Raw genomic sequence first — 23,648 nt, forward strand, 5'->3', positions numbered from 1 at the left:
CACTAGGGTCTACTCATGGCTGACTTCGACCCTGTGACGAAAGCCGTCGTGCCCGCCGCGGGTCTGGGCACCCGGTTCCTTCCGGCGACCAAGGCGACACCCAAGGAGATGTTGCCCATCGTCGACAAGCCCGCCATCCAGTATGTCGTCGAAGAGGCCGCCTCCGCCGGGCTCCTGGACGTCCTCATGGTGACGGGCAAGAACAAACGGTCGATCGAGGACCACTTCGACCGCGCGTTCGAGCTGGAGGAGGTGCTCGAAGCCAAGGGCGACGAGCACCGGTTGTCCCAGGTTCGCGAGCCGGCCTCGCTGGCCACGCTCCACTACGTACGGCAGGGCGAGCCGAAGGGCCTCGGCCACGCGGTGCTCTGCGCCAAGCAGCACGTTGGCGACCACCCGTTCGCCTGCCTGCTCGGCGACGACCTGATCGACTACCGCGACCACCTGCTCCAGCGCATGATCGAGGTGCGCGGCACCTACGGCGGCAGCGTCATCGCGCTCATGGAGGTGCCGAAGGACCAGGTCTCCCTGTACGGCGTGGCGACGATCGAGGCGACCGACGAGTCGGACGTCGTGCGCGTGACGGACCTGGTGGAGAAGCCGTCGGTCGACGAGGCGCCGTCCAACTGGGCGGTCATCGGCCGGTACGTCATCGACCCCGCGGTGTTCGAGGTGCTGGAGAACACCCCGCCCGGCCGCGGCAACGAGATCCAGCTCACCGACGCGCTCCGCACGCTCGCCGGCCGCGGCTCCGACCAGGGCGGCCCGGTCCACGGCGTGCTGTTCCGAGGGCGCCGTTACGACACCGGCGACAAGCTCGACTATCTGCGCACCGTGGTGAAGTTCGCGGCGGACCGGGAGGATCTGGCGCCGGAGTTCGTGCCGTGGCTGCGCGAGTTCCTCGACGAGATCGGTTGACCTCGATGAAGTCGGTCGACGCGCATCTCGCCGACATCCTGGCCACCGTACGCCCGCTGGCTCCCCTGGAGCTGGAGCTGGAGCGGGCGCTGGGCACGACGCTGGCCGAGGAGGTGACCTCGCCGGTGCCACTGCCGCCGTTCGACAACTCGGCCATGGACGGCTATGCCGTCCGCGCCGCCGACATCGCCGAGGCGCCGGTCAGGCTGCCGGTGGTGGACGACGTGGCGGCCGGCTCCGGCGAGCTGCGGGCGGTCGGGCCCGGGCACGCGGTACGGATCATGACGGGCGCTCCCGTGCCCGCCGGCGCCGACACCGTCGTGCCGGTGGAGTGGACGGACGGCGGCACGGTCACGGTCACGATCGAGCGCACGGCTCCCGAGGGCAACGCCATCCGGCGGGCCGGCGAGGACGTGCGGGCCGGCGACGTCGTCCTGGAGGCGGGGACCGTGATCGGCCCCGCCCAGCTCGGCATCATCGCCGGGGTGGGCCGCCGGCGCGTGCTGGCGCGTCCGCTGCCGCGGGTCGTCGTGCTGTCGACGGGCGCCGAGCTCGCCGAGCCGGGTACCGAGCTCCAGCCCGGGCAGATCTGGGATTCCAACAGCTTCACGCTCACGGCCGCGGTCCGGGCCACCGGGGCGGAGGGCTTCCGGGCCCCCACGGTGAGCGACGACCCCGCCGTGTTCCTCGACCAGCTCGACTCGCAGCTCCTGCGCGCCGACGCCGTCGTCACGAGCGGCGGCGTCTCGATGGGCGCCTACGAACCCGTCAAGGAGGCGCTCGCGCCGCTCGGCACCGTCCGGTTCGAGAAGGTCGCCATGCAGCCGGGTATGCCCCAGGGGTTCGGCGTCGTGGGGGAGGACCAGGTGCCGATCTTCGCGTTGCCCGGCAATCCGGTCTCGTCGTTCGTGTCGTTCATGCTGTTCGTACGGCCGGCGCTGCGGAAGATGCGCGGACTGGACGCGGAGGCGCCCGAGACCGTGACCGCGCACGTCGTCGGCCCGCTGCGCTCGCCGTCGGGGCGGCGCTCGTTCCTGCGCGGCGTGCTGGCGTCGGACGGCACCGTGACGCCGGTGCGCGGGCAGGGATCCCACCAGCTCGCGGCGCTGGCCTCGGCGAACGCGCTGATCGTGGTGCCCGAGGACGTGACGGAGGTGCCGGCGGGCACGGCCGTCGAGGTGATCCCCCTGTGATCTGTCGGAAGGTGAACCTTCGGTGAGTGAGTTCACGCACCTGGACGAAACGGGCGCGGCACGCATGGTGGACGTGTCCGGCAAGGACATCGGGGCGCGCACGGCCACCGCCACCGGGCGGGTGCTGCTGTCGCCGGAGGCCGTCGCGTTGCTGCGCTCGGGCGAGGTGCCCAAGGGCGACGCGCTGGGCGTGGCCCGGATCGCCGGCATCATGGGCGCGAAACGGACACCCGACCTGATCCCGCTCTGCCACCCGATCGCGCTGCACGGTGTGAAGGTGACGCTCGACGTCGAGGACGAGGGCGTCGCGATCACCTGCCGGGTGAAGACGGCCGACCGTACCGGCGTGGAGATGGAGGCCCTGACCGCCGTGTCGGTGGCCGCGCTGGCGCTGATCGACATGGTCAAGGCGGTGGACCCCGCCGCGGTGATCAGCGACGTGCGGGTGGAGGAGAAGACGGGCGGCAAGACCGGGCACTGGACGCGGCCGTGATCCGCGCGCTGGTGGTGACGGTGTCGAACCGGGCCTCCGCCGGGGTGTACGAGGACCGGTCGGGGCCGCTGCTGGTGTCCCTCCTGGAGGACGCCGGGTGCTCCGTGGACGGGCCCGTGGTGGTGCCGGACGGCGAGCCCGTGGAGGCGGCGCTGCGCGACGGGGTCGCGGCCGCGTACGACGTGATCGTGACGACAGGGGGGACGGGGCTGACGCCCGCCGACCTGACGCCGGAGATGACCGCCCGAGTGATATCTCGGGAAATTCCCGGCATAGCCGAAGCGATCAGGCAAGTGAACCGCGACAAAGTTCCCACCTCGATTCTCGCCCGCGGCCTCGCCGGCCAGGCCGGCCGCACGCTGATCGTCAACCTCCCCGGCTCCACGGGAGGCGTACGGGACGGCGTCGCGGTACTCGTGTCGGTTCTCGGACATGCGGTGGAGCAGGTCAACGGCGGCGACCACCAGCGCTCCGCCTGAGCCGTGGCGGCGACATCCCCGATGGGGGGATGATGAGTGATGTGGATCGACTTCGTGGCTGGCCGGCGACCCTGGAAGAGGGTCCCGTGGGTCTCAGGCCGTTGCGGCTGGCCGACGTACGCGTCTGGCGCGATACGAGAGTGCGCAACGCCGACTGGCTGCGTCCCTGGGAGCCGAGCAACCCGGAGACGCCGCTGTTCAAGACCGGTCTCGGCCCGTACGTCTCCATGGTCGGCACCCTGCGCCGCGAGGCCCGGCAGGGCCTGGCGCTACCGTGGGTGATCACGTACGGCGACCGGTTCGCCGGGCAGCTCACCATCGGCGCCATCGTCTGGGGCTCGGCCCGCTCCGCCCAGGTGGGCTACTGGGTGGACGGCGCCCTCGCCGGCCGCGGCATCACGCCCACGGCGCTGGCCATGGCCGTCGACCACTGCTTCTTCACCACCGGCCTGCACCGCCTGGAGGCCAACATCCGCCCCGAGAACCAGGCCAGCCGCCGGGTGGTTGAGAAGCTCGGATTCCGGGAAGAAGGCATTCGTCGCCGTCAGCTCCACATCGACGGAGCCTGGCGCGACCACATCTGTTACGCGCTGACCGTCGAGGACGTCCCCGGCGGCCTGCTGGTGCAGTGGCGACGCGCTCGCGAGTCGGCCTCCCACGGCGGGTCTCCGGTAGAAGAGGTTTGACGATCTCGCGACACACCGCACCGAATGCTCGTCAATCAGTGACACGCGGTCTTACGGTGCGTGACGTGAGCACATCGAAGACGCCGAAAACACCCGGGTGTCTTCGTCGTGCCCGGAGGTGGCCGTGAGCAGCGTCCTCCTCTACCTCGCCATCGTCGTCATGTGGTTGTGCGTGCTCGTGCCCATGTGGCTGCGCCGCGACAAGACCAACCTGGCCGAACTGGCGGAGCTCGAAGAGTACTACACCGGCGAGCACCAACTGCCCGACCTGGAGCGCCTGCAAGCCCAGGAAGGCGCCTTCACACCGCCACCACCGCCGCCGGGTGCCGTGGAGGGCGAACGGGTGGACCCGCGCCAGTTCCGCGTCAGGCGCCGCGCCATCATCGTCGCCCGGCGCCGCCGGCTGCTCTTCTTCACCGGGCTGCTCGTGGTCGCCTCGGTGGTGACGGCCTCGGTCAGGATGATGCCGTGGTGGGGGGTGGCGCCCTCGGTGGTCGTCATGCTGTCGTACCTGGGGTTCCTGCGCATCGCCGTACAGGTGGACCGGGAACGGCGCGACCGCGCCGCCCAGTCCCGCGCCGAACGCGCCCGCCGCCTCCGCGACCAGCGCCGCGCCGCGAGCCTGGCGGCGGAGCAGGAACGCGCCGAGATCATCGACCTGGCGGCCCGGCAGGAGGATGCCCTGTTCGACCAGTACGCGGAGCCGCCGCGGCGCGCGGTGGGGGATTGAGGGGGCGGGGATGGCGCGAGGACCTCGGAGAGTTTGCTAATCTGGTCGAGGTTCTTGGGGATGTAGCGCAGTCCGGTAGCGCACTTCGTTCGCATCGAAGGGGTCAGGGGTTCGAATCCCCTCATCTCCACCAGGAAGATGCAGGTGAGAAGGGTCTTTGGAGTAATCCAGAGGCCCTTTTCTCATGTCTGGAAGTCGATGGGAGCCAATCGGGGAGCCATCTCACTCGGACTCTCAACCCGTGGGCTTCTCGCCGAAGATGGTGTTCATGGTCTGGGCACCCTTGCTGATCACCGGCCTGAGCTGGTGCCGGTAGACCGTTTCCGTAACGCTGGTGCCCGCGTGCCCGACGAGATCGGCGATGGTCTCGATGGGTACGCCCTGGTCACTCATGATGGAGACGAATGAGTGACGCAGTTCGCGGGGACTCCATGCGGTTCCGAGTCCCGCTGCTTTGGTGATCTTGCGGAAGGCCCGTCGCACGTTTGATGCGTCCAGTTGGGTACCGACGCTCGTGCAGAACACCAGGTTGTGATCGCGCCACGCCTCGCCTGCCCGGAGCCTCTGGGCGGCTTGGCCTACGTGGTGCTGTCGGAGGGCCTGAGCCGCCAGCTTGGGAAGTTCCAGCGTGCGGCGTGACTTACGGGTCTTGGTGTCCCCTCCTTCTCGGTCGGCGCGCCATACGTAGATGGCGAACCGCTTGTCGTTGAACCCCACTTCGGTCACCGGTCGCCACTGCTTGAGGTTCGGCATCCAGGCGACGACGTGATCCCAGCGCAGCGCGCGGGCTTCCTCGGTGCGAATGCCCGTGGTGAGGCTGACGACCACGTAGGCGTGGAGTTCGGACGACTCGGCGGCGTTGAGCACGGCCTCTGCCTGTTGCCGGGTGAGCGCTCTACTGGGTCGTCCGTCCGTGCCCTTGGGCGTGGTGACCAGTTCGGCCACGTTCCTGAGTACCATGTCGCGTGCCTGAGCCTGGCGGATGGCCCTCTTCAGTGCGCCGTGGATCTCCCGGAGGGTGGTTGTGGCCAGCTTGTTGGCGAGCTGGTCAAGCCACTCATCCACGTGATCGGCGCGTAGCTGCTGGAGCTTGATCTTCCCCAATGCCGGGATGATGTGCGTCTCGGCGAGGATGCGCAGCTTGGTGACGGTGTTCTCGGACCGGCCCTTGAGGCCCTTGCTGAGCCAGTCGTTGACGGCATCTCGCACGGTATAGGTCTCCGATGCGGTGACGCCTGACTCAAGGGCTTTGACGGCCTTGATCAGCTTGTCCTTGACCAGGGTCTTGGTCTTGCCCTTGCGCTTGAGGCGCTGACGCTTGCCGTCGGGGCCGAACCCGAGGGAGATGGCTCCGGTGTAGCCGTCCCCCTCGGGATAGATGGTCGCTTCGTACTTGCCGATCAGGATCTTGGCCAAAGGGATCACCCCTTCTCGTGACGGTTGAGGTACTCCTCGATCGCCTTCCTGATCACCCACGACACATCTCGTTCCTGCGACTCGGCGTACGTGCGGAGACGGTCTTTCAGTTCCGTGTCCACCCGTACGGGAGGCAGGGTCGTTCGGTCGCTCGTCATTGACGGCTTCCTTTCGTGTCATGCAGTTATCAAGAGGCGCTTGCCGGGTTGTGCGCCGGTGCCGCACAACCCGTCCTGTAGAACGTTGTAGCACGCTGTTCTACGCGTCGTCTATCGCCTCCAGCGAGGAAATGAAGTCGGCAAGGTGCCGATCGGTGATTCGACGGAGTTTGCCGATCTTGATGCTCTTGAGCTGGTTGGTACGGAGAAGGAAGTAGACCTTGTCACGTCCGATGCTCAGCATCTCCGCGACTTGTTCGACGGTGTATGCCTGCATGCGCATCCCCCCTCTCGTTCGTCGGGTGGGCGGCTCCTTCCTTCGCGGTATTGCCGCTGGTTACAGACTGTGATTGTCCGTCCGTTCGTCCGTCCGCGTGTGTGGTGCCTCCTACACGCGCAGACGCGCGGACGGACGCGGACGACGGACGCGGACGATTACGGATCGTGTATCTCTGGGAGGGCCCGCCAGCGTCCTCGCGTGACCTGTTCGACCTGGCGTGCGTGGCCCAACTCCTGAAGGCGTTGGTAGACCCAAGTGCGGCGCATGCCGGTTGCGCGTATGAGATCGCCGATGCTTACCCCGTCGCTGGGGGCCTGCCTCAGCGTGGCTGTCAGGGTCTCCTCGGCCTCCCGCGCAGCGCTGTCGCGCGCATGCCGGGGCGATGGTCGGACGGTGGACTGTGACGGCATGACGGGCATTTCAGCCGCACGTAGCAGGGCTTGGGCCGATACCTGGTCGAGGGGCGGGCGGTGTTCGGCGTGCCGGTCGGCGGTGGCCTGTACGCCCTCGTCGTCGAGGAGGTAGGTCCGGGCGCGGCGGGGGACGTCGTGTTCCGGAGAGCTGATCAGGAACTTGCCGGGAGCATCCAGCTTGTGCGGGTGCCATCCGGCCTTGACCATGCCCTGCCCTAGAACGAGGTCTCCGTCGCGGGGTTCCCGGACGCGGAAGCACAGCCGGACATCCATCTGGGAGCGGACCGCGCTCTTGCCCATCGCGTCCTTCGACGGGCGTTGAGTGGCGGCGATCAGGTTGACGGCTGGGGCGCGACCACGTCGGGCGATCGAGTCGGCGTACGTGATCGCGCGGGGTGCCTCGCTGGCCAGCTCGGCGTACTCATCGATGACGATGATCAATGCGGGCCTGTCCGGTGATGGCTCCCATACCCGTTCGCCGCGTCGGGTGAGGTCATCCGCCCGTCCGTCGAGGATGACCACCGCATCGGCCAGCAGAGCCTCCGCCTCCTGCGGGGTGGTGGCCAGGCGATCGATGCACGACACCCACGGCAACAACTCCATGCCGCGCTTGAGGTCGACCGCCCAGAGGATCACGTCCGGGCAGGCGGTCAGGTCCCCGAGCAGGACGTTCACGCCTCCGGACTTCCCTGCCCCGGACATGCCCGCGAACAGCCCGTGCCGCCTGAGCAGCGGAACCCGTACGGGCGCACCGTCCTCGAACAGCCCGAGTTTCGCCGGTTGCGTGATCGATGTGATGGACGGGCCTGGCCAAGCGATGGCGTCGGCGTGCGGGTCGGTTTCGATCACCCGCAGGTCGGCACGGTTGGCTTGCTTGCTGGCCACCGGTTGGACACGTACCCCGCCGCGTGTGGTGCCGAGCGCCGATTCCAGGCGGGGGACGGCGTTGACCACGTCCTCGACGGTCTGGCCGCGTCCCAGCTTGAGGCGGACGCGGTAGCCCCAGAGATCGACCATGGCCGATTGGATGCGAGATCCGGCCAGGCCGACGGCTTGGGCGATGTCCGGCCAGGCGGCAAGCGTGCGCTCGACCCGCACGCGGGCACGCCGCCGGCGATGCGCCCACCAGGGCACAGCGAGTACGAGAGAGCCGATGCCGAGCACGGCGGGTAGGGGTGGCGTGAACGGCCCTAGATAGGCGGCCAGGGTTAGCCATGTTCCGGCGAACGCCGTGGTGAAGGCGGCATAACCGCGTTCGATCGGGCGGGGGAGGTTGGCCCATCGGCCCCATACGACCAGTGCGGCGGCCATCCCGATCGCGCTGATCAGGACGGTAGACCACCATTCGGGAAACCACCGACGCAGGATCACGCCGTTCAGCAGGACTGATGCGGCGACGATGAGCGGGGCGAGTTCGGACCGATACCGCCAGACCAGGCGGGCGATACCGGCGATGGCCAGGGGCGCCAACTCCAGGTCGTCGATCATGGCGACGGGTTGGACGCCATAGCGGCGCATCCGACGTGCGTTGCGGCGCATCTCGTAGCGCGATGCCCGGTGCCTGCTCACCAGCCCTCACCGGCCGTCTGGTCGGGGTGGGTCTGGGCGTGCAGCTCGTCACGCACGTAGTACAGGGGGTCGTCGTCGCCATCGCGTTCGGCGGCTAGCGTGGCGCGGATGGCGGCCAGCAGGTTGGCGCGCTGGTGGCGGATGCTGGCCAGTTCGGCGCGTAGGCCGGTGATCTCGTCGATCAGGGCTTCGATGTCGTCGAGGGCGCTGATCACGTACGCCCAGACAGGGAGCAGGGGCAGGGGGTCTCGGGTGAGTGCCGCCAGGAGTTGAGCGGCGGTGTTGTTGCGGGTGGCAACCTCCTGAAGATCGATATGTGGGTAGGGGTGGCGGTTTGACACTAGGCATCCCTCCTTCGGTCGGGGGTCATTGGTTGGTGATCCACTTCGCGATGCCGTTGATCACGGTGCTGATGCCGGGCGCGAACGTGGTCGCGGCCAGCAGGAAGCCGAACACGAGGGCGAGGATCGCTTGCCACAGGCGCAACCCGAGGTAGCGCCAGGAGATGAACACGATCACGCCCACAATCACGACCAGTGGAACGGTGACTTCCACAGAGACTCACCTCCTCTCGACGGGCGGAACGGCGTGTACCAGAGGGCGGCGCGGTCGCCCTGGCACGCAGAGACGGGAAGGTCAGATGCCGTCCTGGTGCGCCTTGCGGCGGTGCCAACGGGCACGTGCGCGGCACTTGGAGCACCGCCTCTGGCCACGCTGTACGGCAGCGCCACAGGCACAGCCCCTCGCCAGCGGAAGCGTGATCGGCAGGGTTCGCATCAGATATTCACCCCCGCCCTGGTCACGTGGTGGTGTGCGTAGGTGCCCAGGACGCGGCGGCTCATCGCCCCCATGGGGGAGGCGGCCGTGTTGGGCAAGTGGCGCTTGTCCTCACGCTTGATCGAGATGACCAGCACCACGAACAGCACGAGCATGGTGGCCGACAGGGCAAGGGCCAGGAACACGACGAACAGTCCGATGTCCACCGCTCACGCCCCCTCGATCTCGTCGAGGGCGATCGCGTCGCGGTAGGAGTCCAGCGCCGCACGGCGATCCATCGCCGCCTGCGTGATCAGGACAGCTTCGTAACGGACGCTGCCGAACTCCGCACCGGCAACGTGGTGCCCGTCCTCGACCGTGGGTGTGGTGCCCAACAGGGCAGCGATCCGCTCGACTTCGGCGATCGCCTCAACCTCGCTACTGGCGTCGGTGTCGTAGTTAGTGTGGACCGACACCCGAACGGTTCCGTACCTGGGAACAGGAACCTGGGGGTGGCCGTCCAGGAAGGTGGCCAGGGTGCGCAATCCGGCGATCAGTTCGCGGCGGTGGTAACGCTGAGCTGGGCTCATCTAGATCACATCCCTTCCGTCTCTGGTGACCTACGAGGAGAAAGTAGGTTTCAGGGAAGGGGTGAACCCATCACGCGATGTGATCTTGCAGTGAGATCAAAAACATCGTGCGATGAGATGCTCTAGATCCTGTGGTGAGATAAGCCCCAGCTCACGGCACATGCGCAAATGAGACCCCCGACAGGGCCCTTTGGGAACTGGCACTCTCACGAGCGCAGAAGGGCCCTGCCGGGGGCGTTGACACGACGGTGCGCGACCAGTGGGAAAGGTATGAGCCAGTCGCCGCACCGTCGCGTGTCTACGGCACTGTCTTCATTCCGTGCAGCTCGACGACTTGGGCGACGGCCAGTGCGCGAGGGTGGAGGTGGAAATCGTCCCAGCCGACGAACACGTTGTGCGCTGCCAGGACGACGGCACTGAGCACGCCGGGCCGGTAGAGGTCGGCCAGCACGCCGACGCTCCGAGCGTGGGTCGCGGTGTAGAGGGTGAAGTCCTCGTGCAGCATCGGGCACTGCTCCAACGCCTTGGGGATGCAGTTCCAGCACGTAGGCGGGGCGTTGGTGCGCCCTCTGTCCGGGCCGGTGCGCTCGAACACCGTCTTGGTAAGCGGCCATGGGATCAGCCCCGATGTGGAATCGGCCGCGGGATCGCCACACACCTGGCACAACAACCGGTCCATGCATCTCCACTGACGGCGCGTGTTGAGCTTGCGCATGCGCTCTGAGCCACGCCTTGCCGGATCGTCGCGTAGATCGCGCGTACGGGCGCGGAGGATGCCGCCCACGCTGCCCAACGTGTCCGCATGCGGGTTGATCCAGTCGCCGGCTCGCGATGGACAGTAGGACAAGCGCGCCCTACCGGCGTACGGCTCGAAGCTGATCGGGTCGGCTACCAGCTCGTTGGCGAACGCGATCGTGTACGGGATGGTCGAGTAGCCGCTCATCCAAGATCACCTCCTCGGCACGGCACCTCGCCGGACGCACCGGGCGTCGGTAGAGGCGGCTTGGGCGCGGCTCCGCAAAGCTCCTCGTATCGCGCGGCGACACGTCGCGCAGTTCGCCTCGCGTCTGCGGTGGGAAGCCAGGCGTAGACAGGGCGGTCATGTCGGCGGTTCCAGCCTGTACGCCACCAAAAGCGATCACCGTTCGTCCAAACGATCAGGCCACGCCAAACCGACACCACGGCCAACCCGTAGCCGTCGTTCACATCGGTCGAGATCCCGAGCACGGCCAGCTCTCGTTGAAGCTGGTCAGCCACGGCAACGGCGGCATTGGAGGCGAGCCGAGACGGCCCTTGCTCCCTGGTCATGCATCCGCCTCCCGCAACTCCGCGTATCGAGGGAAAGAAGCGAGGCGGAAGTCGGACAAATGATGATCTTGGATTCTCGCCTCAGCTCAGTTCCGACCTGCGCCATGAACTGATGTGAGGTTTCCAAGCAAGCCGGTTTCGCAGAATCTCACCGTGATATCTCACGGTGTGATGGACTGGATGAGTTCTACTTTTCTCGAAAGGCGCGCTACCAGGGGAACGGAACGCCGCCATGACGATGGATCAAGAGCGAGTCCGCCATGTTCTGGGGACTGTTTTCGCACGTCAGGACATAGAGGATGTGTGCAAGCAGCGTGATCTCGGCGGCGTTATCCGCATCCTGACGAAGTACGGCATCACCCAAGGCCAGATCGCGAGCCTCACTGGGATACCCCAGGGACGGGTCAGCGAGTACAAGAGCGGCAAGCGCATCCCGACCGCAAAGCATACATTTGAGTCGTTCGCTGACGGTTTGGGCATGCCTGGCCACTTGCGTCGCTATATGGGCTTGGCGTCCTCTGATGGCAGAAGCAGTGCGCGAGTCGTCAGTGATGGGGTCCAGATCCCCACAGACACTTTCGACTTGCAGCTCTTCGCTGAAGCGATCGGGAAAAGGGGCGAGCCGTTGAAGCGCCGCGAACTGCTGGCCATGGTGGCACAGCTCGGTGCCCAGTCAGCTCTAGTTCAGAGTGAGGCATGGGAGAAAGTCGCCTTTGCTCTGTCAAGGCCGAGCTCCATTGACGAAGCAGTGGTGCGAGAGATGGAGGCTAGAGCCGCCGGTTTCCACCGACTCGAAGAAATGCTGCCGGCGCATACAATTTTCAAGGGCTTGGCAGCCCATCTGAATGAGGTCGGAACCATCCTGAACGGCACAGCCACCGATCCCAAAGACGAGCTTCGTAGGCGTCTGATCGTGGTCGCAGGAGAAAGCAGCGTGCTTGCCGGTTGGATCGCAACAGATCTGGGCAACATATCTGCTGCGCGGAACTTCTATGACACCGCTGAGAAGGCTTCAAAGGAAGCCGGCGACCCGGCTATCATCGCATGCGCGTTTGGGTATAGAAGCTATATACCGAGCGGCAAAGGAAACCACGGACGAGCGCGCTCCCTCCTAGCGACCGCACTACAGCACTTGCCCAAGAACGCTTCACCCGGAACCACATCATGGCTGGCTGCAAGACACGCAGAAGAGAGCGCAGCATTAGGAGAAACAGAAGCCGCCCTTCAATCGTGGGATGAAGCGCGCGAGGCATTCAATATCGCCGATCCGGAAGAGGATCGTGTATGGACAAGATTCCTAGATCAGGACCGTTTTGACTCCTTTAAAATCTCAACCTATGCTCAAATCGGCCGACTGGAAGAAGCCGAAGCGGTGGCGCATGCGGTCATAGCACGCCTGCCCGAGGTGGAGAGAAAGCGGGCAGGAATCATTCTCGGAGACATTGCCACGGCTCATATCGTGCATGGCTCAGTCCAAGAAGCAGCCAGAGCGGCTAGGGATGGTCTCGCCGTCATTCGCGAGACGGAATCCGGCATCTGGCTGCCACGGTTCATCGTTCTCGGAGAAGCGCTCAGACGCTGGCAGACTCAACCACCAGTCCGCGCATTCCTAGAAGAATTGGCCGTTACGAAGCGTCAATTCTCTGCGTCTCCGCGCTGATCCAGTCCAAGTAATCGTCGCTCCCCGCAACAATTTCAGTTGCGATGATTTCTGGTGTCTCGTAACTGTGGTTCGCTCTGATGTGGTTCTCAAGCGCGGCGAGCAGAGCATGCGTGGTCATGATGATCAACTGCCATTCCTGCTCGTCGCGCAAAGACCCTCGCCACCAGTACATGGACCTAATCGGTCCGATGATCTGCACGCCAGCGGCCAGGCGTTGCGAGGTGATGCTATGTGCCAGTGCGGCGCCCTCGTTAGCGCTCGGGACAGTGGTCAGGACCTGCATGTAACCCTTCACAACCCAGTTCCCCTTGAGCAGAAGGTTTGATCATGTAGGTCATACAGTAAGAGGCCCATGGCCCTCCGGTCAAAGGCCGGTTCAACCCTCAGTGATCTTTTGCGCAGTTCTCGTGGAAGCGGTTGTGAGCGCCCTAGTAATTACTGACGCCTTTCGGAAGAATTCTTCGAGGCCGTGGCGGGTTGGGCAGGTACGGTGTTGAGAGTTCCAAGATTCTGTAAGGAATTTCCCAATAGATCTTAAATATTTAGTAACCAGATCGGCGCCGGAGTGCGATCAAGATACGCGTTTGCAAAAGCTGCATCTTGTTTCATGAAGGGTCTGCGCCTCGCGTCTTGAACCCTGCCCACAGGCTGCTGTATAGGTTGAAATAGGACCTTCCATACCCCATGTTGTCGCGATGTTTGCCAATGCTGTGATTCTCTGAACTGAGCGCTAGTGTTCAGTCCGATCCGGGAGTCGAAATGGAAGGTAACGGATGGGATCCGAATCAGTATCTACGCTTCGCTGAGCAGCGTCGACGCCACATCGATGATCTGTTTACGCTTATTAAGCCTGTGGTGGGCGGCCGAGCTGCTGACCTTGGGTGCGGCACGGGTGACTTGACAGCCGAACTGCATCGGCGTCTTGGCCTAGCTGAGACAGTGGGCGTAGATTCGTCACGTCAGATGCTTAGAGAAACAGCACAGCTGCATATAGGAGGGCTTCATTTTGAGCTTGCAGACATGGCAACGTGGACGGGAGAGAATTACGATCTAATCTTCTCTAATGCGGCATTGCAGTGGCTGCCCAATCATCCTAGACTTGTGTCTCACTTCCACAAGAGCCTGCGCGAGGCTGGGCAATTGGCATTTCAGGTGCCGACCAATCGTGATCACGAAGCACATTTGGTAGCGATTGATGTGGCTCAGGAGCCTCCATTTTGCGAGATCCTGGGATCGGATCACCTGGATCCCTTCTCCTCCGTTATGGAGCCGCAAGCCTATGCGGAGACGTTTCATCATGCCGGCTTTACTGATCAGAGCGTCCAGCTTCGTGTATATACGCATTATATGAAATCGCCGCAGGAGCTGTATGATTGGGTGCGCGGTGGTCTCCTGGTTCACTATCGCAGATTTATGAATAGTGACCTATTTGAGGCATTCGCTTCCCAGTATAAAAGACGTCTATTTGAGAGGATTGGCGAAAGTGGCCCGTATCTGCATATTTGGAAGAGGATTATTTGCTGGGCTCAGCGTTAAGGGGGGTAGGCTTCCCACGTGGTTGGCACGATGTTCAGTTCTGCATCGTAACGAGATGTTGTCGCAGTCGCGTTTCATTCAGAACGTAGAAAACTACAGTGCTAACCACAAGGGCGAATCCGACAAAAGAGAAAGCTGTCCAATACCATTGCTTAGCTTTAAGGGTATCTGGGATCGCGGCTGCAACATTTGCGCTTGCCAACCCCAAGAGCACTACTAGCTGGGCTCGATAGTACTTCCATAGCCTAAACTGAGGATTCCTGGCTAGCCATCTTTCCCACGAGAGAGCTCTTGGGTGATTTTGAACCTTTACAGCGTTCGATATTTCAAGCTCTCTCCTCCGGAGAAAAACACCTGCGCGAATGGAGCGCTCCACTTCTCCGCGCCACACAACAACCACAAACAATCCAACTATGGGACCGATGAAGTCCAATAGAATGAACCGCACCACACCTGGTTTGAGGCCAAAAGCGGCAGCCAAGATCGCTGTAAGCAGGGTTGAACCTATTTGAACTGCCAACTGTTGTGCATGCAACGCCTTGAGCGATTCATCGCGAAGAGTCTTGTATTCTTCTATAGCCACCGATATCCAAATTTTAAGTCTTTCTCGATCATTCTCTTCCGATGTCGATCTCCAATGCATACTAATGCCGCCTAGCGTCGATTCGTGTGAGGCTCATTTGCTGATCTCCCTATCCATATTCTGGAGATTTTCTGGGGCGCCACGCCTGTGGTGCCAGTCGGGGTTAGTACCCTGGTACAGGAGTGCAGCACATTGGTTTTGGCAAAATCGGAGTTGAGGATTGTTTTAGTAAGTGCACAAGCAGGCCACCGCCGACGGGGTCGGCGGTGGCCTGCCAGCCGAGGTCAGCCGTTCTCTACCTCGTTCCACACACGCTGCCACCGGTGCATGCTGGCGGCGCGAATCTCGGTCGCGTCGCGAAGCAAGCGGGGTAGAGCAGGTTCTCAAGGGCGTCGCCGTTGGACACGCTAGGGTCAGGTATAGCCAGCTCTGGCCCCTCGACAACGACCCGCCATTCGTCGGGACCGCACTGAGCCAGGACGGTGCCTGTAGCCACGGCCACGAGTCGCGATCGTCGTTCTGGTCTCCGCGTAGGGGGTACTTGACGAGAACCGGCGTGTCCTCGGGGAAACGCCCGTCATTGTCGTCGGGAAGGTACTCGTTGATCATGGGGTTCCTCTCCCACCCGGTGAGGAGCCACGGGAGCCAATTTTGGGAGCCACCGCATTGCGGCTCCCTCAGACTTCCCGCGTCCTCTCCGGAGTGTTCTGTAAGGTGAGAGGCACCCGATCGACTCAGATCGACATGATCAGACTTGCCTGTCTTCCTTCGCATCGAAGGGGTCAGGGGTTCGAATCCCCTCATCTCCACCCAGGGTCGTTCTTGAAACGGCTGGACTGAAGTTGACGGGATCCCGTCTGATCGTTGAGATCAGACGGGATCTTGTCGTTTCAGGGGTTTCCGAATCGGGTTCGTCCTGGTTTAGGAGCCGTGGAGCAGGCGTCCGGGAAGGCCCGGCTGATGTCAAGGCGCTGGTGGAGGTCGGAGTTCGCGTCGCTGGGCATGGCGATGCCGGCTCCCGGCTGGGTGCTGCGACAAGGTGATCTGAATTGCGCGTTAAGGGGCGGGTGGTGGCCTGCTCCGGTCCGTGAGCGGCGAGCGGTTGAGGTGCTCTGCTGGGATCGCAGGACTCTCGGGGATGTCGGCGGATGTGTCGGGCTCATCTGGGGGCTGGCGGGTGTGGCGCCACTGGTCGAGGAAGTGGTCGTTGGCGACGGCGACGGTCAACGCGACGAGCAGGGTTTGGGCGACGCGGCCGTGGGCGAGCCGGTTCTTCGGGGCGCCCAGATCGACATCGAATCCCTTCAATCTGCCGTTCAAGCCCTCTGTATTGGCGCGGGCAGGTTTATAGACGTCTGCCCAGACTGGGCTGAGATAGGCCAGGTCCTGGCGGAACTTGTCCAGATGGCCGTGATCTTCAGGGTGCAGGGTGACGCTGTGCTGGCGGCAGATCTTCGGCAGTTCGGCGGGCTTGGTGTCGGGGGCCGGTGGCAGGATGCGGGGCTTGGCCGAGAGGTGAGCGGCTCGTTTGCGGGCATCGGTCAGGTCGACAGGGGCGGGTCGGCTGCCGGGGCGCTGGTGGAGGCGTTCAAAACGGGGACAGGACAGCGACGGGGAGGTTCCCGCCGCCGGGCATTGCAGCCGGACCGCGCCGCGGGCGTCCGCGCTTTGCTTGTGTGCCAGGAAGTACGGCTCTCGCGCGGCGATCAGCGCGGCCAAGTCTTCGGTGGGGTTGCGGACGAACGCGTCGTCGAGGTCGGTGGTGGCGTGGGCGAGCCGGTCAGGCATCAGCGGGCAAGCCAGCGCGCCGTCGACAAGCAGGGCGCCGTGGACACTGCCCTGAACTCCGCGGATCTCACGTTTGTAGTCCAGGACGAGGCGGTAGCCGAGCTCGCGGGCTGGGCGCGCGAAGTGCTGGGCGATCTGGTCGGTGTAGGCGCGGTCGACGGCGGCGAAACGGGCGGGCAGGCCGAGTCCGGCCAGCGGGGTCAAGGTGGTGATGGCGTTGGCGCCGATGCGTTTGTGCGGGGTGTCCAGGACCAGGCCGAGCGCCAGCTGCGGAAAGGACCCGAGAACCGGGCGGGTGCGGGCGGCGACGGTCAGCGTGGCGCTGTAGCCGTACTCGGGTGGGTCGTTGCCGGCCGAGTGGTGCCAGCCCGCGGTGATCTCGGTGGAGGCGAGGAGTTCTCCGGTGGAGCGGCGCGTGCGGGGTGGGCGGGCGAAGACCGGGGCGGCGGTGGTGTCGATGCCGACGTCGCCGCGGAAGTGACGGAGGTAGCCGCGGCCTTTGGCCCAGCGCACCGGGGTGAGCACCAGTGCGGTGACGATGTCCTGCAGCAGTTCCCGCTTGTGCGAGTGTGCTGGGTCGTCATCCGCCCAGGCGGTGGCCAGCGTGTCGGCCTGATGTTGGGGCAGGCGGGCGCGCCGATCGTGGCGGGCTGGATCCAGCACGGTGGTCAGCCGGTCAAAGGCCCGGTAGAAGCGGCGGGAGGAGGCGAGCACCTGGTGGACATCTGCGGGGTTGATGTCGGGCAGGCCGAGCCGGTGGCGTGCGGCGGCGGTCAGGCAGAACGCGGCGATCCGCCAGGCCTCGACGAGAGTGGCCTTGCCGGTGTGGTTGATGGACAGCAGCAGGCAGGTCAGCACCGCGGCGATGGGCAGCCCGGGCGGGCCGGGCCTCGGGCCGAGTTCGGTGTCGATCAGCGGCATGATGCCGGAGTCGTCCAGCAGCCGGGCGTAGTGACTGACGACGGCATCGGGGATCTGTGCCGTCTGCTTGGCAGGAGGCCGGGGACGGGTGGCTCGGGCTCGGGTGGTGCGCGGCGGCCAGGCGCGTGGCTTCGCCGTACTCACATGGCGCGGCCGCGCAGCAGCGCGACCGCGGTGGGCTCGTCCAAGGCTGGGACGAAGTGTTGGTAGCGGGCCAGCGCGGAGGTGCTCATCCCGGCCGCGGCGGCCACCACTCCCAGGTCGATGCGGGCGTTCAGCAGTTCGACGATCCAGGAGGAGCGCAGCCGGCGAATCGACAGCGTGGGCAGGCCGCCGGTGGGCTGGTGGCGGGCCGTCCAGGAGCTGAACAGGTTCTTGGCGTGCCGGGCGGCGCGCCTGGGCCGGAACACGAACCGGTCGCCCAGCTGGTCGGCGGCATCGGTCAGGACGTCCTCCCAGGCGGCGCGGCAGACGATCAACCGGTCTGTGCCGGGGACGGTGACCACGATCGCGCCGCAGGCCAGGCGGCGCAGATGCCCAGTCCGGACGGCGGCCACCTCCCCAGAGGTCAGACCGCAGCCGAAGGCGAGCGCCATCAACGCCAGCGCGTCGCTTCTGGCTTGGCCGGGCAGACGTTCGGCCCAGCCACGAAGGCGGCCGAGCTGGGTCGGCGAGTAGGGCGGGCTGACCTTCTTGGGGGCTGTCATCGGTGGCGGCACCTGTTCACCGCGTTCCAGCCAGGCCAGCGTGGCCCGCATATGCCGCAGCCAGCTGCGATAGGTCTGCGCCGAACTCGGGGCCAGGTCGGTGCAGCCGGTCAGGACGAACGCGTCGATCGTCTCATGCCGCAGCCATACTTCCGGGTCATCGGGCAGGCCGGAGCGGTGACACCACACGGCCAGGCGAGTGGTCGCGGTGAGCAGCCGCTCGACCCGGTAAGGGGAGCGGTCGGCGCTGGCAGCGACCAGCATGCGCACATGCCCGCAAATGTGGTCCCACTCCGGCGGAGCGTTCTGCGGCCGGTAGCCGGTGATCGTGGCCGAGGTCGTGGGATCGAGGGTCACACCCCATCCATAGTGGCAGGACAAGCAGCCGTTACGCAGGGCGACGACATCCACCCAAAGGAGCGATTTGTCATGGTCGGAGGACGCGCGCGCTCGGCCGCCCCTCGGGACTTGGCCGAGGACCCGCAGGCCTGGCCCCACGCGGACCTGGCCCGTCATCCCGCCGCGGCCATCGTCCAGCAGATCGCCGTTAGCCTGGCCGGCGTCCTGGCCGAACGCCGCCTGAGCCTGCGCGGCCTGGCCGCCGCCTCCGGCGTCAACCGCCAGTCCATCGCCGACCTGCTGGCCGGCCGCTCCTGGCCGGACGTGGCCACCATCGCCCTGCTGGAGACCGCGCTCACGGTCCGGCTGTGGCCGCAGGGCACCCCGGCACCCCGATGACGGCGCCGAACCCTGTGCGGGACGCCGTGATGACCTCGACGGCATGGTCGAGCCTTCTCTCCGCCGCCCCGACAACCCGGACATCCGGGCAGAAGCAGCCGTCATTTGGCTCGACAGCCTCCAAGCGATCACCTATCGCGTTACGCTCAGAAGGCGCGAGCCTTCAAAGAGTTAGGACCTGTTGGGCGCTCACGCAACCCGGTGCCGTCGAGCAGCAACTCGGCGGCACCACCCTTTTGACCCGATCGCCAGACCGGCAAGCCGTACTCAGCTCGTGGCGGCTCCCCCTTCGCCGGCGAACCCGTTCACCCCGGACGCGATCGTGAACAGGCCCTGCTCCCGCTCGGCCAGCCAGCCATCGTCCACCAGCCGCTTGAGCCGCGTGCGCATCCCCTCCACCTGGCCGCGGACATCCTGCTGACCCAGCGCCCGCACCACATCCCGCGCCCGCAGCGGCTTGTCGGAGCTGGCCAGCAACACCACCGCGTCCTTGCGCAACCCCCGCAGAACCGGACGCTCCTGAGGAACCTCCGCGCGCCCGCCAGTGCCCTGGCCGCTGCGCCCCGCATCCTGATCGCCTTCAGCGGGCTTGCCGGGCTCTGCGTCGGCCGGTTCATCGGCCGCCTCCAGCGCGGTCAGCTCCTCACGCGCGATGGACAGCCGTTCCAGCCGCCGCTCCGCCCTGGCCAGCCGCTCCTGCAGTTCCTGCATCTGCCCAGACAGCTCAGCGCATTCCTGCCGCGCGGACTCCTCTGCCCGCTCCAGCTTCGTCAGCAGCGACGTCACCATCGCCTCCCTCGCGCGGCAGTCACCCGGCGGCCCCCATCACTCAACGCATAGCTGCAACTCCACACTGTAGGCGTCAATGGCATTGCTGACCCCAAGGATCGCAAGATCTCTTCAGCACTCAGAGGACGTGTATGCGACCCCTTCGTGATCGCGCAGCGCGTGGCGGAACCAGGCGGCTCGAGGCTCGCCGGCGCTGGTGAAGTTCGACAGCATGTCGGTCATGACGTCACGATCAGCGCACCGAACACTCCATTGGGAAACGATCATCGACATCCTGGGAAGAAACCTCAACGTGGAAACCACATGACATCTATCGTCCCAGCCCGTGACAGGGAGCGGATGCTGACGCATTCGAACGGCCAGGATTGGCTTGTGTCCTGGCACCCTGTCGACGACCCGCAGGAAGGCAAGCCTCATGGAGCCGCCGGCATCTGCGTGACGGCCGCCAAGGAGATGGTCCTGATCAGCCATGACGGCGAGCACTGGGGTTTCCCAGCCGGACGTCCTGAAGGAACAGAGACCATCGAGGAGACCCTGCGCCGCGAAATGCTCGAAGAAGCGTGCGTCACCGTCATCGGTAGCCGCCTGCTTGGATATTCCCGCAGCGAATGCGTGCGCGGACACGAGCTTGGCCTGGTCCTCATCCGCTCTTACTGGCGCGCGGAGGTCCGGCTTCAGGAATGGCAGCCGGAGTTCGAGATACAGCACCGGCGGCTGGTTCCCGAGTCCGAAGCGAAGAAATATGTCCGCGATCCCGACCAGGCCGCGACCCGGGTTTCCTTCCGTGCTCTGGAAGAGGCAACGGCAGGTGACGGCCCCCGGCCCCCGTGAGCGCCATACCCGCCCGCCCGGGGCCCTCGCTGGATATGCCGCGGGAAACGATCTTCGTCGCCTCGGGAAGCGATCTTCGAGATACCCTCAGCGCCCCAGGCCAGACCTACTCGTGAACACCCCACAAGACCAAAAGCCCGATCTTCGCTTCGAGGATCGGGCTTTTGCTGGTCAGCCCAGGTGCGGGTGGTCAGTCGTCGAGATCAGAGGGTGGCGCCTCCGCTGAAGGCCCTGGGGCCGGAGTCAGCGAAAAGTCAGCGAACACGGCACGAGCCCTGTTGTTGCGGTCTTGGGATGCGTGTGTGTAGCGGTTGAGCGTGGTGGAGATCTGCTCGTGGCCGATCAGTCCGGCGACGTCGTTGACCGGGACGCCTTCGGAGACGAGCCAGGTGGCGTAGCAGTGCCTCAGGTCGTGGAACCGTAGCCCTTCGCCCGCGTGCTGGGCGATGTAGGTGACCGCCTCCTCCTTGGTCGGGAAGTGCTTGGTCTGCTCGGTGCCGGCCTTGTTGGTCCAGGTGTCGACGAAATCGCTGCCCGATGGCACCACTGAGCCGAGGAGGCCGGCCCGGAAGGCGTCCCGGTGCGCGGTGAGCAGGTCGACGGCGAAGCGGGGAAGTGGAACCTCACGGCGACCGGCTCTCGACGCCGGGTATGGCTTGATGCTGACGTGCTCGTTGACCTCCACAGCGACGCGGAGCACGCGGACCGTGCCCGCGTCGAGGTCGACGGCATCCCAGCGCAGGCCCGCGCATTCACCCCATCGCAGGCCGGCGCCGGCCGCCAAGGCGACGACCGCGCGATACCGGTCGGGAACGTGGCGGAGGAGCGTGGTGAACTGTTCGCGGGTGATGATCCGGTCGTCGTCGTCCTGGCAGCGCTGCTTTGGGAGGCGAACGCCCTCTCAGGGGTTGCCCCCGATGAGTCGATCGCGGACGGCGGACTTCATGACGCCGGACAGGAGGCGGTGGCATTCGATCACCGTGGCCGGGGAGAGCCGCTTGCCGAGGTCGGTGATCCATGCCTGAACGGCTGAGTGGTCGATCTTTCCGAGAGGCACGTCGCGCCAGCGGGTCAGGACGTGGTTTCGCATGATCGACGCGTCGCGGGCGGCCCTGGCCAACTCGTGGTTGCGGGATTTGAGCCAGGTGTCCGCGTAGGGCCGAACGTGGTCTTGCTCCCGTGAGGGTGGACGTACGTCCCCGCGTGGTCTGGGCACCCTTGGTGATCACTGGCGGAGCTGGTGCCGCTGCTGGCGAAGATGTCCACCGGCCCGCCGCCCAGCGCCGAGATCAGCGGGTGCAGGCCGACCTCCTGACCGCGGATGCCGCCGTCGTCGCCCAGGCCTACCTGCTCACCGCCGCCGACCTGCGCCAACTGATCTGACATGAGTGATCGCTCATGGCGGGGGCGTGGTCCAACATTGGCGCTCATGACTGGGTCGTCGCATAGTGAGGGCCATGGATCGATCCCTGCGCGTCGCGGTCATTGGCGACCGCGACCCCGCGTTTCCTCCGCACCTGGCCACCGACGACGCGCTGCGCCACGCCGCCGCGCACCTCGGCATCGGGGTGGACGTCCGCTGGCTCGCCACCGAACCGCTCGAGTCCAATCTGGCCGAGGTCAAGGCCGCCGACGTGTTGTGGTGCGCGCCCGGCAGCCCGTACCGCAGCCTGCTCGGCGCTCTGGCCGCGCTCCGGCACGGCCGTGAGCACGGCGTCCCCACCTTGGGAACGTGCGGCGGCTGCCAGCACATGGTCATCGAATACGCCCGCCACGTGCTCGGCTATGAGGACGCCCAGCACGCCGAATACGACCCGTACGCCTCGACCCTGTTCGTGTCGGAGCTGACCTGCTCGCTGGCGGGCAAGACCATGCCCGTGACCCTGGTTTCCGGTTCCCGGGTGGCCACGTTGTATGGGCGGCCCGAGGTCGAGGAGGAGTACTACTGCAATTTCGGCCTCGATCCCGGCCGACAGGGAATCCTGCACGACGGCGGCTTCCTGGTCACTGGCGTGGACGGCGACGGCGCGGCCCGGGTGCTGGAGATCCCCGGGCACCCGTACTACGTGGCCACGCTGTTCGTGCCGCAGGCCCGCTCGCGTCCCGAGGCACCACACCCCTTGGTGGTCGACCTGTTGCGTGCGGCGCTATGACGTTCACCCAGCTCAGGATTCTGCAGGCGGTCGCGCGAACCGGCAACATGACCAGGGCCGCGGAGGAACTGGCCACGACCCAGTCCGCCGTCAGTCACGCGTTGCGCGCGCTGGAGAGCGAGCTCGGGGTGGCGCTGCTGGTACGAGGCAATCAGGGGGTGAGCTTGACAGCGGCGGGGCGGGCCGTGTGCCGCCGCGCCACGCTCATCCTCACTCAGGCGGAGGCGCTGGAGCAGGAGGTGGCCGCGATCCGCGGGCAGGAGCGCGGCAGCCTACGCGTCGGCGTCATCCCCAGCGCCAACGCCCGGCTGCTGCCGCCCATCCTGCGCCGGTTCGCCGAAGCGCATCCGCGCGTGCGGCCCACGGTGATGGAGGGCTCGGACAATGAGGTCCTGGAGTGGCTCGAGACCGGGGCGGCGGACATCGCCACCGTGTCGGCTGCGGTCGACGAGGCCCCGCTTCCGGCCGGGTCGGTGGCGCGGCCGCTCGCCGCCGACCGCATGTTGGCCGTCCTGCCCAGCGGCCACGAGTTGAGCGTCCGCCATTCGTTGTCGGTGACCGAGCTGGCGCGGCACCCTTTCATCATGTCCACGGGCGGGTGCGAGCCGCTGATCACGGCGATCGCGCGGGCGGCTGGTGCGAGCCTGAAGTGTCATTACCGAGTGCGCGATACCAACAGCATCCTCGCCATGGTCGCCGAAGGGCTCGGGCTGAGCATCGTCCCCGAACTGTCGCTGCCCGCCCACCACGCCGGCGTGCACGCGATCCCGCTGGAGCCCGCCGCCGAGCGGGTCATCCTCCTCGCCTTGCCCGCGGACCCGCTCCCCACAGCCACCGCCTTCGCCGAACTGGCCACCGCCCACCAATGCGGCCTCCCCATGAACTCACGGGCGGTCAGTCAGGCTCCATAGCGCCGCCACCAGCGGTCTGCGCAGGTCGGCGCGGCGTAC

At 65.9% G+C, this 23,648-nt stretch carries 28 protein-coding genes and 2 tRNA genes; 15 read left to right on the plus strand and 15 right to left on the minus strand.

Annotated features, from left to right (window positions below):
* Positions 1 to 15: 15 nt before the first annotated feature.
* The 7 genes from galU (at position 16) to ABZS51_RS04300 (ending at position 4,632) form a co-directional block, all read left to right on the plus strand.
* On the plus strand, positions 16 to 918 hold the full coding sequence (galU, locus tag ABZS51_RS04270; RefSeq protein ID WP_355436060.1) for a UTP--glucose-1-phosphate uridylyltransferase GalU: 903 nt from the start codon (positions 16 to 18) through the stop codon (positions 916 to 918).
* A gap of 5 nt (positions 919 to 923) precedes the next feature.
* A complete protein-coding gene (gene glp / locus ABZS51_RS04275; protein ID WP_355436063.1) occupies positions 924 to 2,111 on the plus strand; it encodes a gephyrin-like molybdotransferase Glp in 1,188 nt (395 codons plus the stop codon).
* 22 nt (positions 2,112 to 2,133) lie between these two features.
* Entirely contained in the window at positions 2,134 to 2,604 is a 471-nt protein-coding gene (gene moaC / locus ABZS51_RS04280) for a cyclic pyranopterin monophosphate synthase MoaC (RefSeq protein WP_310709540.1), read from the plus strand.
* Entirely contained in the window at positions 2,601 to 3,083 is a 483-nt protein-coding gene (locus ABZS51_RS04285; RefSeq protein ID WP_355436066.1) for a MogA/MoaB family molybdenum cofactor biosynthesis protein, read from the plus strand. Before moaC ends, ABZS51_RS04285 begins: the two co-directional genes overlap by 4 nt.
* Before the next feature lie 41 nt (positions 3,084 to 3,124).
* Entirely contained in the window at positions 3,125 to 3,769 is a 645-nt protein-coding gene (locus ABZS51_RS04290) for a GNAT family protein (protein WP_310709542.1), read from the plus strand.
* A gap of 124 nt (positions 3,770 to 3,893) precedes the next feature.
* Complete coding sequence (locus ABZS51_RS04295; protein ID WP_355436070.1) at positions 3,894 to 4,499, plus strand: hypothetical protein; 606 nt, start codon at positions 3,894 to 3,896, stop codon at positions 4,497 to 4,499.
* A 56-nt stretch (positions 4,500 to 4,555) separates the two neighbouring features.
* A tRNA-Ala gene (locus ABZS51_RS04300) sits at positions 4,556 to 4,632 on the plus strand.
* 101 nt (positions 4,633 to 4,733) lie between these two features.
* Here the strand turns inward: ABZS51_RS04300 and ABZS51_RS04305 are convergent.
* From ABZS51_RS04305 to ABZS51_RS04345, 9 genes are all read right to left on the minus strand, one after another.
* Positions 4,734 to 5,915: a site-specific integrase gene (locus ABZS51_RS04305; protein ID WP_355436073.1), complete on the minus strand. Its 1,182-nt coding sequence runs from the start codon at positions 5,913 to 5,915 to the stop codon at positions 4,734 to 4,736.
* A gap of 5 nt (positions 5,916 to 5,920) precedes the next feature.
* Positions 5,921 to 6,073 carry a ribbon-helix-helix domain-containing protein gene (locus ABZS51_RS04310; protein WP_355436076.1) on the minus strand — a complete coding sequence of 51 codons (153 nt, stop codon included), beginning with the start codon at positions 6,071 to 6,073 and terminating at the stop codon, positions 5,921 to 5,923.
* A gap of 100 nt (positions 6,074 to 6,173) precedes the next feature.
* Positions 6,174 to 6,356: a helix-turn-helix domain-containing protein gene (locus ABZS51_RS04315; protein ID WP_355436080.1), complete on the minus strand. Its 183-nt coding sequence runs from the start codon at positions 6,354 to 6,356 to the stop codon at positions 6,174 to 6,176.
* A 152-nt stretch (positions 6,357 to 6,508) separates the two neighbouring features.
* The gene (locus ABZS51_RS04320; RefSeq protein ID WP_355436083.1) at positions 6,509 to 8,254 is read right to left on the minus strand and encodes a cell division protein FtsK; all 1,746 of its coding nucleotides are present in this window, start codon (positions 8,252 to 8,254) and stop codon (positions 6,509 to 6,511) included.
* Positions 8,255 to 8,331: 77 nt separating this feature from the next.
* Positions 8,332 to 8,676, minus strand: a complete 345-nt coding sequence (locus tag ABZS51_RS04325) for a hypothetical protein (protein ID WP_355436086.1) — start codon at positions 8,674 to 8,676, stop codon at positions 8,332 to 8,334.
* 25 nt (positions 8,677 to 8,701) lie between these two features.
* Positions 8,702 to 8,890 (minus strand): hypothetical protein, encoded by a 189-nt coding sequence (locus ABZS51_RS04330; protein WP_355436089.1) that lies wholly within the window; start codon positions 8,888 to 8,890, stop codon positions 8,702 to 8,704.
* A 221-nt stretch (positions 8,891 to 9,111) separates the two neighbouring features.
* Positions 9,112 to 9,318: a hypothetical protein gene (locus ABZS51_RS04335; protein WP_355436092.1), complete on the minus strand. Its 207-nt coding sequence runs from the start codon at positions 9,316 to 9,318 to the stop codon at positions 9,112 to 9,114.
* 3 nt (positions 9,319 to 9,321) lie between these two features.
* The gene (locus ABZS51_RS04340; RefSeq protein ID WP_355436095.1) at positions 9,322 to 9,681 is read right to left on the minus strand and encodes a hypothetical protein; all 360 of its coding nucleotides are present in this window, start codon (positions 9,679 to 9,681) and stop codon (positions 9,322 to 9,324) included.
* 298 nt (positions 9,682 to 9,979) lie between these two features.
* Positions 9,980 to 10,624: a hypothetical protein gene (locus ABZS51_RS04345; protein WP_355436098.1), complete on the minus strand. Its 645-nt coding sequence runs from the start codon at positions 10,622 to 10,624 to the stop codon at positions 9,980 to 9,982.
* Between the two features lie 597 nt (positions 10,625 to 11,221).
* Between ABZS51_RS04345 and ABZS51_RS04350 the strand changes: the two genes are divergently transcribed.
* Positions 11,222 to 12,649 (plus strand): helix-turn-helix transcriptional regulator, encoded by a 1,428-nt coding sequence (locus ABZS51_RS04350; protein ID WP_355436101.1) that lies wholly within the window; start codon positions 11,222 to 11,224, stop codon positions 12,647 to 12,649.
* Here the strand turns inward: ABZS51_RS04350 and cutA are convergent.
* A complete protein-coding gene (cutA, locus tag ABZS51_RS04355; RefSeq protein WP_355436104.1) occupies positions 12,615 to 12,935 on the minus strand; it encodes a divalent-cation tolerance protein CutA in 321 nt (106 codons plus the stop codon). The two genes, ABZS51_RS04350 and cutA, sit on opposite strands and share 35 nt — an antisense overlap.
* Before the next feature lie 476 nt (positions 12,936 to 13,411).
* Here cutA and ABZS51_RS04360 point away from each other — a divergent pair, with 476 nt between their 5' ends.
* Complete coding sequence (locus tag ABZS51_RS04360; RefSeq protein WP_355436107.1) at positions 13,412 to 14,188, plus strand: methyltransferase domain-containing protein; 777 nt, start codon at positions 13,412 to 13,414, stop codon at positions 14,186 to 14,188.
* A 34-nt stretch (positions 14,189 to 14,222) separates the two neighbouring features.
* On the opposite strand, the gene ABZS51_RS04365 is transcribed toward ABZS51_RS04360, so the two are convergent.
* On the minus strand, positions 14,223 to 14,771 hold the full coding sequence (locus tag ABZS51_RS04365) for a hypothetical protein (protein ID WP_355436110.1): 549 nt from the start codon (positions 14,769 to 14,771) through the stop codon (positions 14,223 to 14,225).
* A gap of 698 nt (positions 14,772 to 15,469) precedes the next feature.
* Between ABZS51_RS04365 and ABZS51_RS04370 the strand changes: the two genes are divergently transcribed.
* Positions 15,470 to 15,584: transfer RNA gene (locus ABZS51_RS04370), tRNA-Ala, on the plus strand.
* Between the two features lie 243 nt (positions 15,585 to 15,827).
* On the opposite strand, the gene ABZS51_RS04375 is transcribed toward ABZS51_RS04370, so the two are convergent.
* Both ABZS51_RS04375 and ABZS51_RS04380 read right to left on the minus strand, forming a co-directional pair.
* The gene (locus tag ABZS51_RS04375) at positions 15,828 to 17,480 is read right to left on the minus strand and encodes a hypothetical protein (protein WP_355436113.1); all 1,653 of its coding nucleotides are present in this window, start codon (positions 17,478 to 17,480) and stop codon (positions 15,828 to 15,830) included.
* Positions 17,481 to 17,620: 140 nt separating this feature from the next.
* The gene (locus ABZS51_RS04380) at positions 17,621 to 18,544 is read right to left on the minus strand and encodes a hypothetical protein (protein ID WP_355436116.1); all 924 of its coding nucleotides are present in this window, start codon (positions 18,542 to 18,544) and stop codon (positions 17,621 to 17,623) included.
* 72 nt (positions 18,545 to 18,616) lie between these two features.
* Between ABZS51_RS04380 and ABZS51_RS04385 the strand changes: the two genes are divergently transcribed.
* Positions 18,617 to 18,925: a helix-turn-helix transcriptional regulator gene (locus tag ABZS51_RS04385; RefSeq protein ID WP_355436119.1), complete on the plus strand. Its 309-nt coding sequence runs from the start codon at positions 18,617 to 18,619 to the stop codon at positions 18,923 to 18,925.
* Positions 18,926 to 19,192: 267 nt separating this feature from the next.
* Here the strand turns inward: ABZS51_RS04385 and ABZS51_RS04390 are convergent, their stop codons facing one another.
* A complete protein-coding gene (locus tag ABZS51_RS04390; protein ID WP_355436122.1) occupies positions 19,193 to 19,711 on the minus strand; it encodes a hypothetical protein in 519 nt (172 codons plus the stop codon).
* Between the two features lie 342 nt (positions 19,712 to 20,053).
* Between ABZS51_RS04390 and ABZS51_RS04395 the strand changes: the two genes are divergently transcribed.
* Positions 20,054 to 20,545 carry an NUDIX hydrolase gene (locus ABZS51_RS04395; protein WP_355436125.1) on the plus strand — a complete coding sequence of 164 codons (492 nt, stop codon included), beginning with the start codon at positions 20,054 to 20,056 and terminating at the stop codon, positions 20,543 to 20,545.
* A 190-nt stretch (positions 20,546 to 20,735) separates the two neighbouring features.
* Here ABZS51_RS04395 and ABZS51_RS04400 read toward each other — a convergent pair whose 3' ends face one another.
* On the minus strand, positions 20,736 to 21,398 hold the full coding sequence (locus ABZS51_RS04400) for a site-specific integrase (protein WP_355436351.1): 663 nt from the start codon (positions 21,396 to 21,398) through the stop codon (positions 20,736 to 20,738).
* A gap of 365 nt (positions 21,399 to 21,763) precedes the next feature.
* Between ABZS51_RS04400 and ABZS51_RS04405 the strand changes: the two genes are divergently transcribed.
* From ABZS51_RS04405 to ABZS51_RS04415, 3 genes are all read left to right on the plus strand, one after another.
* Complete coding sequence (locus ABZS51_RS04405; RefSeq protein ID WP_355436128.1) at positions 21,764 to 21,928, plus strand: hypothetical protein; 165 nt, start codon at positions 21,764 to 21,766, stop codon at positions 21,926 to 21,928.
* Positions 21,929 to 22,002: 74 nt separating this feature from the next.
* Positions 22,003 to 22,698, plus strand: a complete 696-nt coding sequence (locus tag ABZS51_RS04410) for a hypothetical protein (RefSeq protein ID WP_355436131.1) — start codon at positions 22,003 to 22,005, stop codon at positions 22,696 to 22,698.
* A complete protein-coding gene (locus tag ABZS51_RS04415; RefSeq protein WP_355436134.1) occupies positions 22,695 to 23,609 on the plus strand; it encodes a LysR family transcriptional regulator in 915 nt (304 codons plus the stop codon). The genes ABZS51_RS04410 and ABZS51_RS04415 overlap by 4 nt, the downstream gene beginning before the upstream one ends.
* Positions 23,610 to 23,648: the final 39 nt, after the last annotated feature.

Origin of the sequence: Nonomuraea sp. NPDC005501, from assembly GCF_040605905.1 — a bacterium.
In the GTDB taxonomy this organism is placed as follows: Bacteria; Actinomycetota; Actinomycetes; order Streptosporangiales; family Streptosporangiaceae; genus Nonomuraea.

Coding starts and splice junctions, on each gene's coding strand:
- ABZS51_RS04410 (WP_355436131.1), top strand. CDS start 22,003: ATGGATCGATCCCTGCGCGTCGCGGTCATTGGCGACCGCGACCCCGCG.
- ABZS51_RS04315 (WP_355436080.1), bottom strand. CDS start 6,356: ATGCGCATGCAGGCATACACCGTCGAACAAGTCGCGGAGATGCTGAGC.
- ABZS51_RS04415 (WP_355436134.1), top strand. CDS start 22,695: ATGACGTTCACCCAGCTCAGGATTCTGCAGGCGGTCGCGCGAACCGGC.
- ABZS51_RS04350 (WP_355436101.1), top strand. CDS start 11,222: ATGACGATGGATCAAGAGCGAGTCCGCCATGTTCTGGGGACTGTTTTC.
- ABZS51_RS04360 (WP_355436107.1), top strand. CDS start 13,412: ATGGAAGGTAACGGATGGGATCCGAATCAGTATCTACGCTTCGCTGAG.
- ABZS51_RS04345 (WP_355436098.1), bottom strand. CDS start 10,624: ATGAGCGGCTACTCGACCATCCCGTACACGATCGCGTTCGCCAACGAG.
- ABZS51_RS04310 (WP_355436076.1), bottom strand. CDS start 6,073: ATGACGAGCGACCGAACGACCCTGCCTCCCGTACGGGTGGACACGGAA.
- ABZS51_RS04395 (WP_355436125.1), top strand. CDS start 20,054: ATGCTGACGCATTCGAACGGCCAGGATTGGCTTGTGTCCTGGCACCCT.
- ABZS51_RS04385 (WP_355436119.1), top strand. CDS start 18,617: ATGGTCGGAGGACGCGCGCGCTCGGCCGCCCCTCGGGACTTGGCCGAG.
- glp (WP_355436063.1), top strand. CDS start 924: ATGAAGTCGGTCGACGCGCATCTCGCCGACATCCTGGCCACCGTACGC.
- ABZS51_RS04340 (WP_355436095.1), bottom strand. CDS start 9,681: ATGAGCCCAGCTCAGCGTTACCACCGCCGCGAACTGATCGCCGGATTG.
- cutA (WP_355436104.1), bottom strand. CDS start 12,935: ATGCAGGTCCTGACCACTGTCCCGAGCGCTAACGAGGGCGCCGCACTG.
- galU (WP_355436060.1), top strand. CDS start 16: ATGGCTGACTTCGACCCTGTGACGAAAGCCGTCGTGCCCGCCGCGGGT.
- ABZS51_RS04375 (WP_355436113.1), bottom strand. CDS start 17,480: ATGCCGCTGATCGACACCGAACTCGGCCCGAGGCCCGGCCCGCCCGGG.
- ABZS51_RS04320 (WP_355436083.1), bottom strand. CDS start 8,254: ATGATCGACGACCTGGAGTTGGCGCCCCTGGCCATCGCCGGTATCGCC.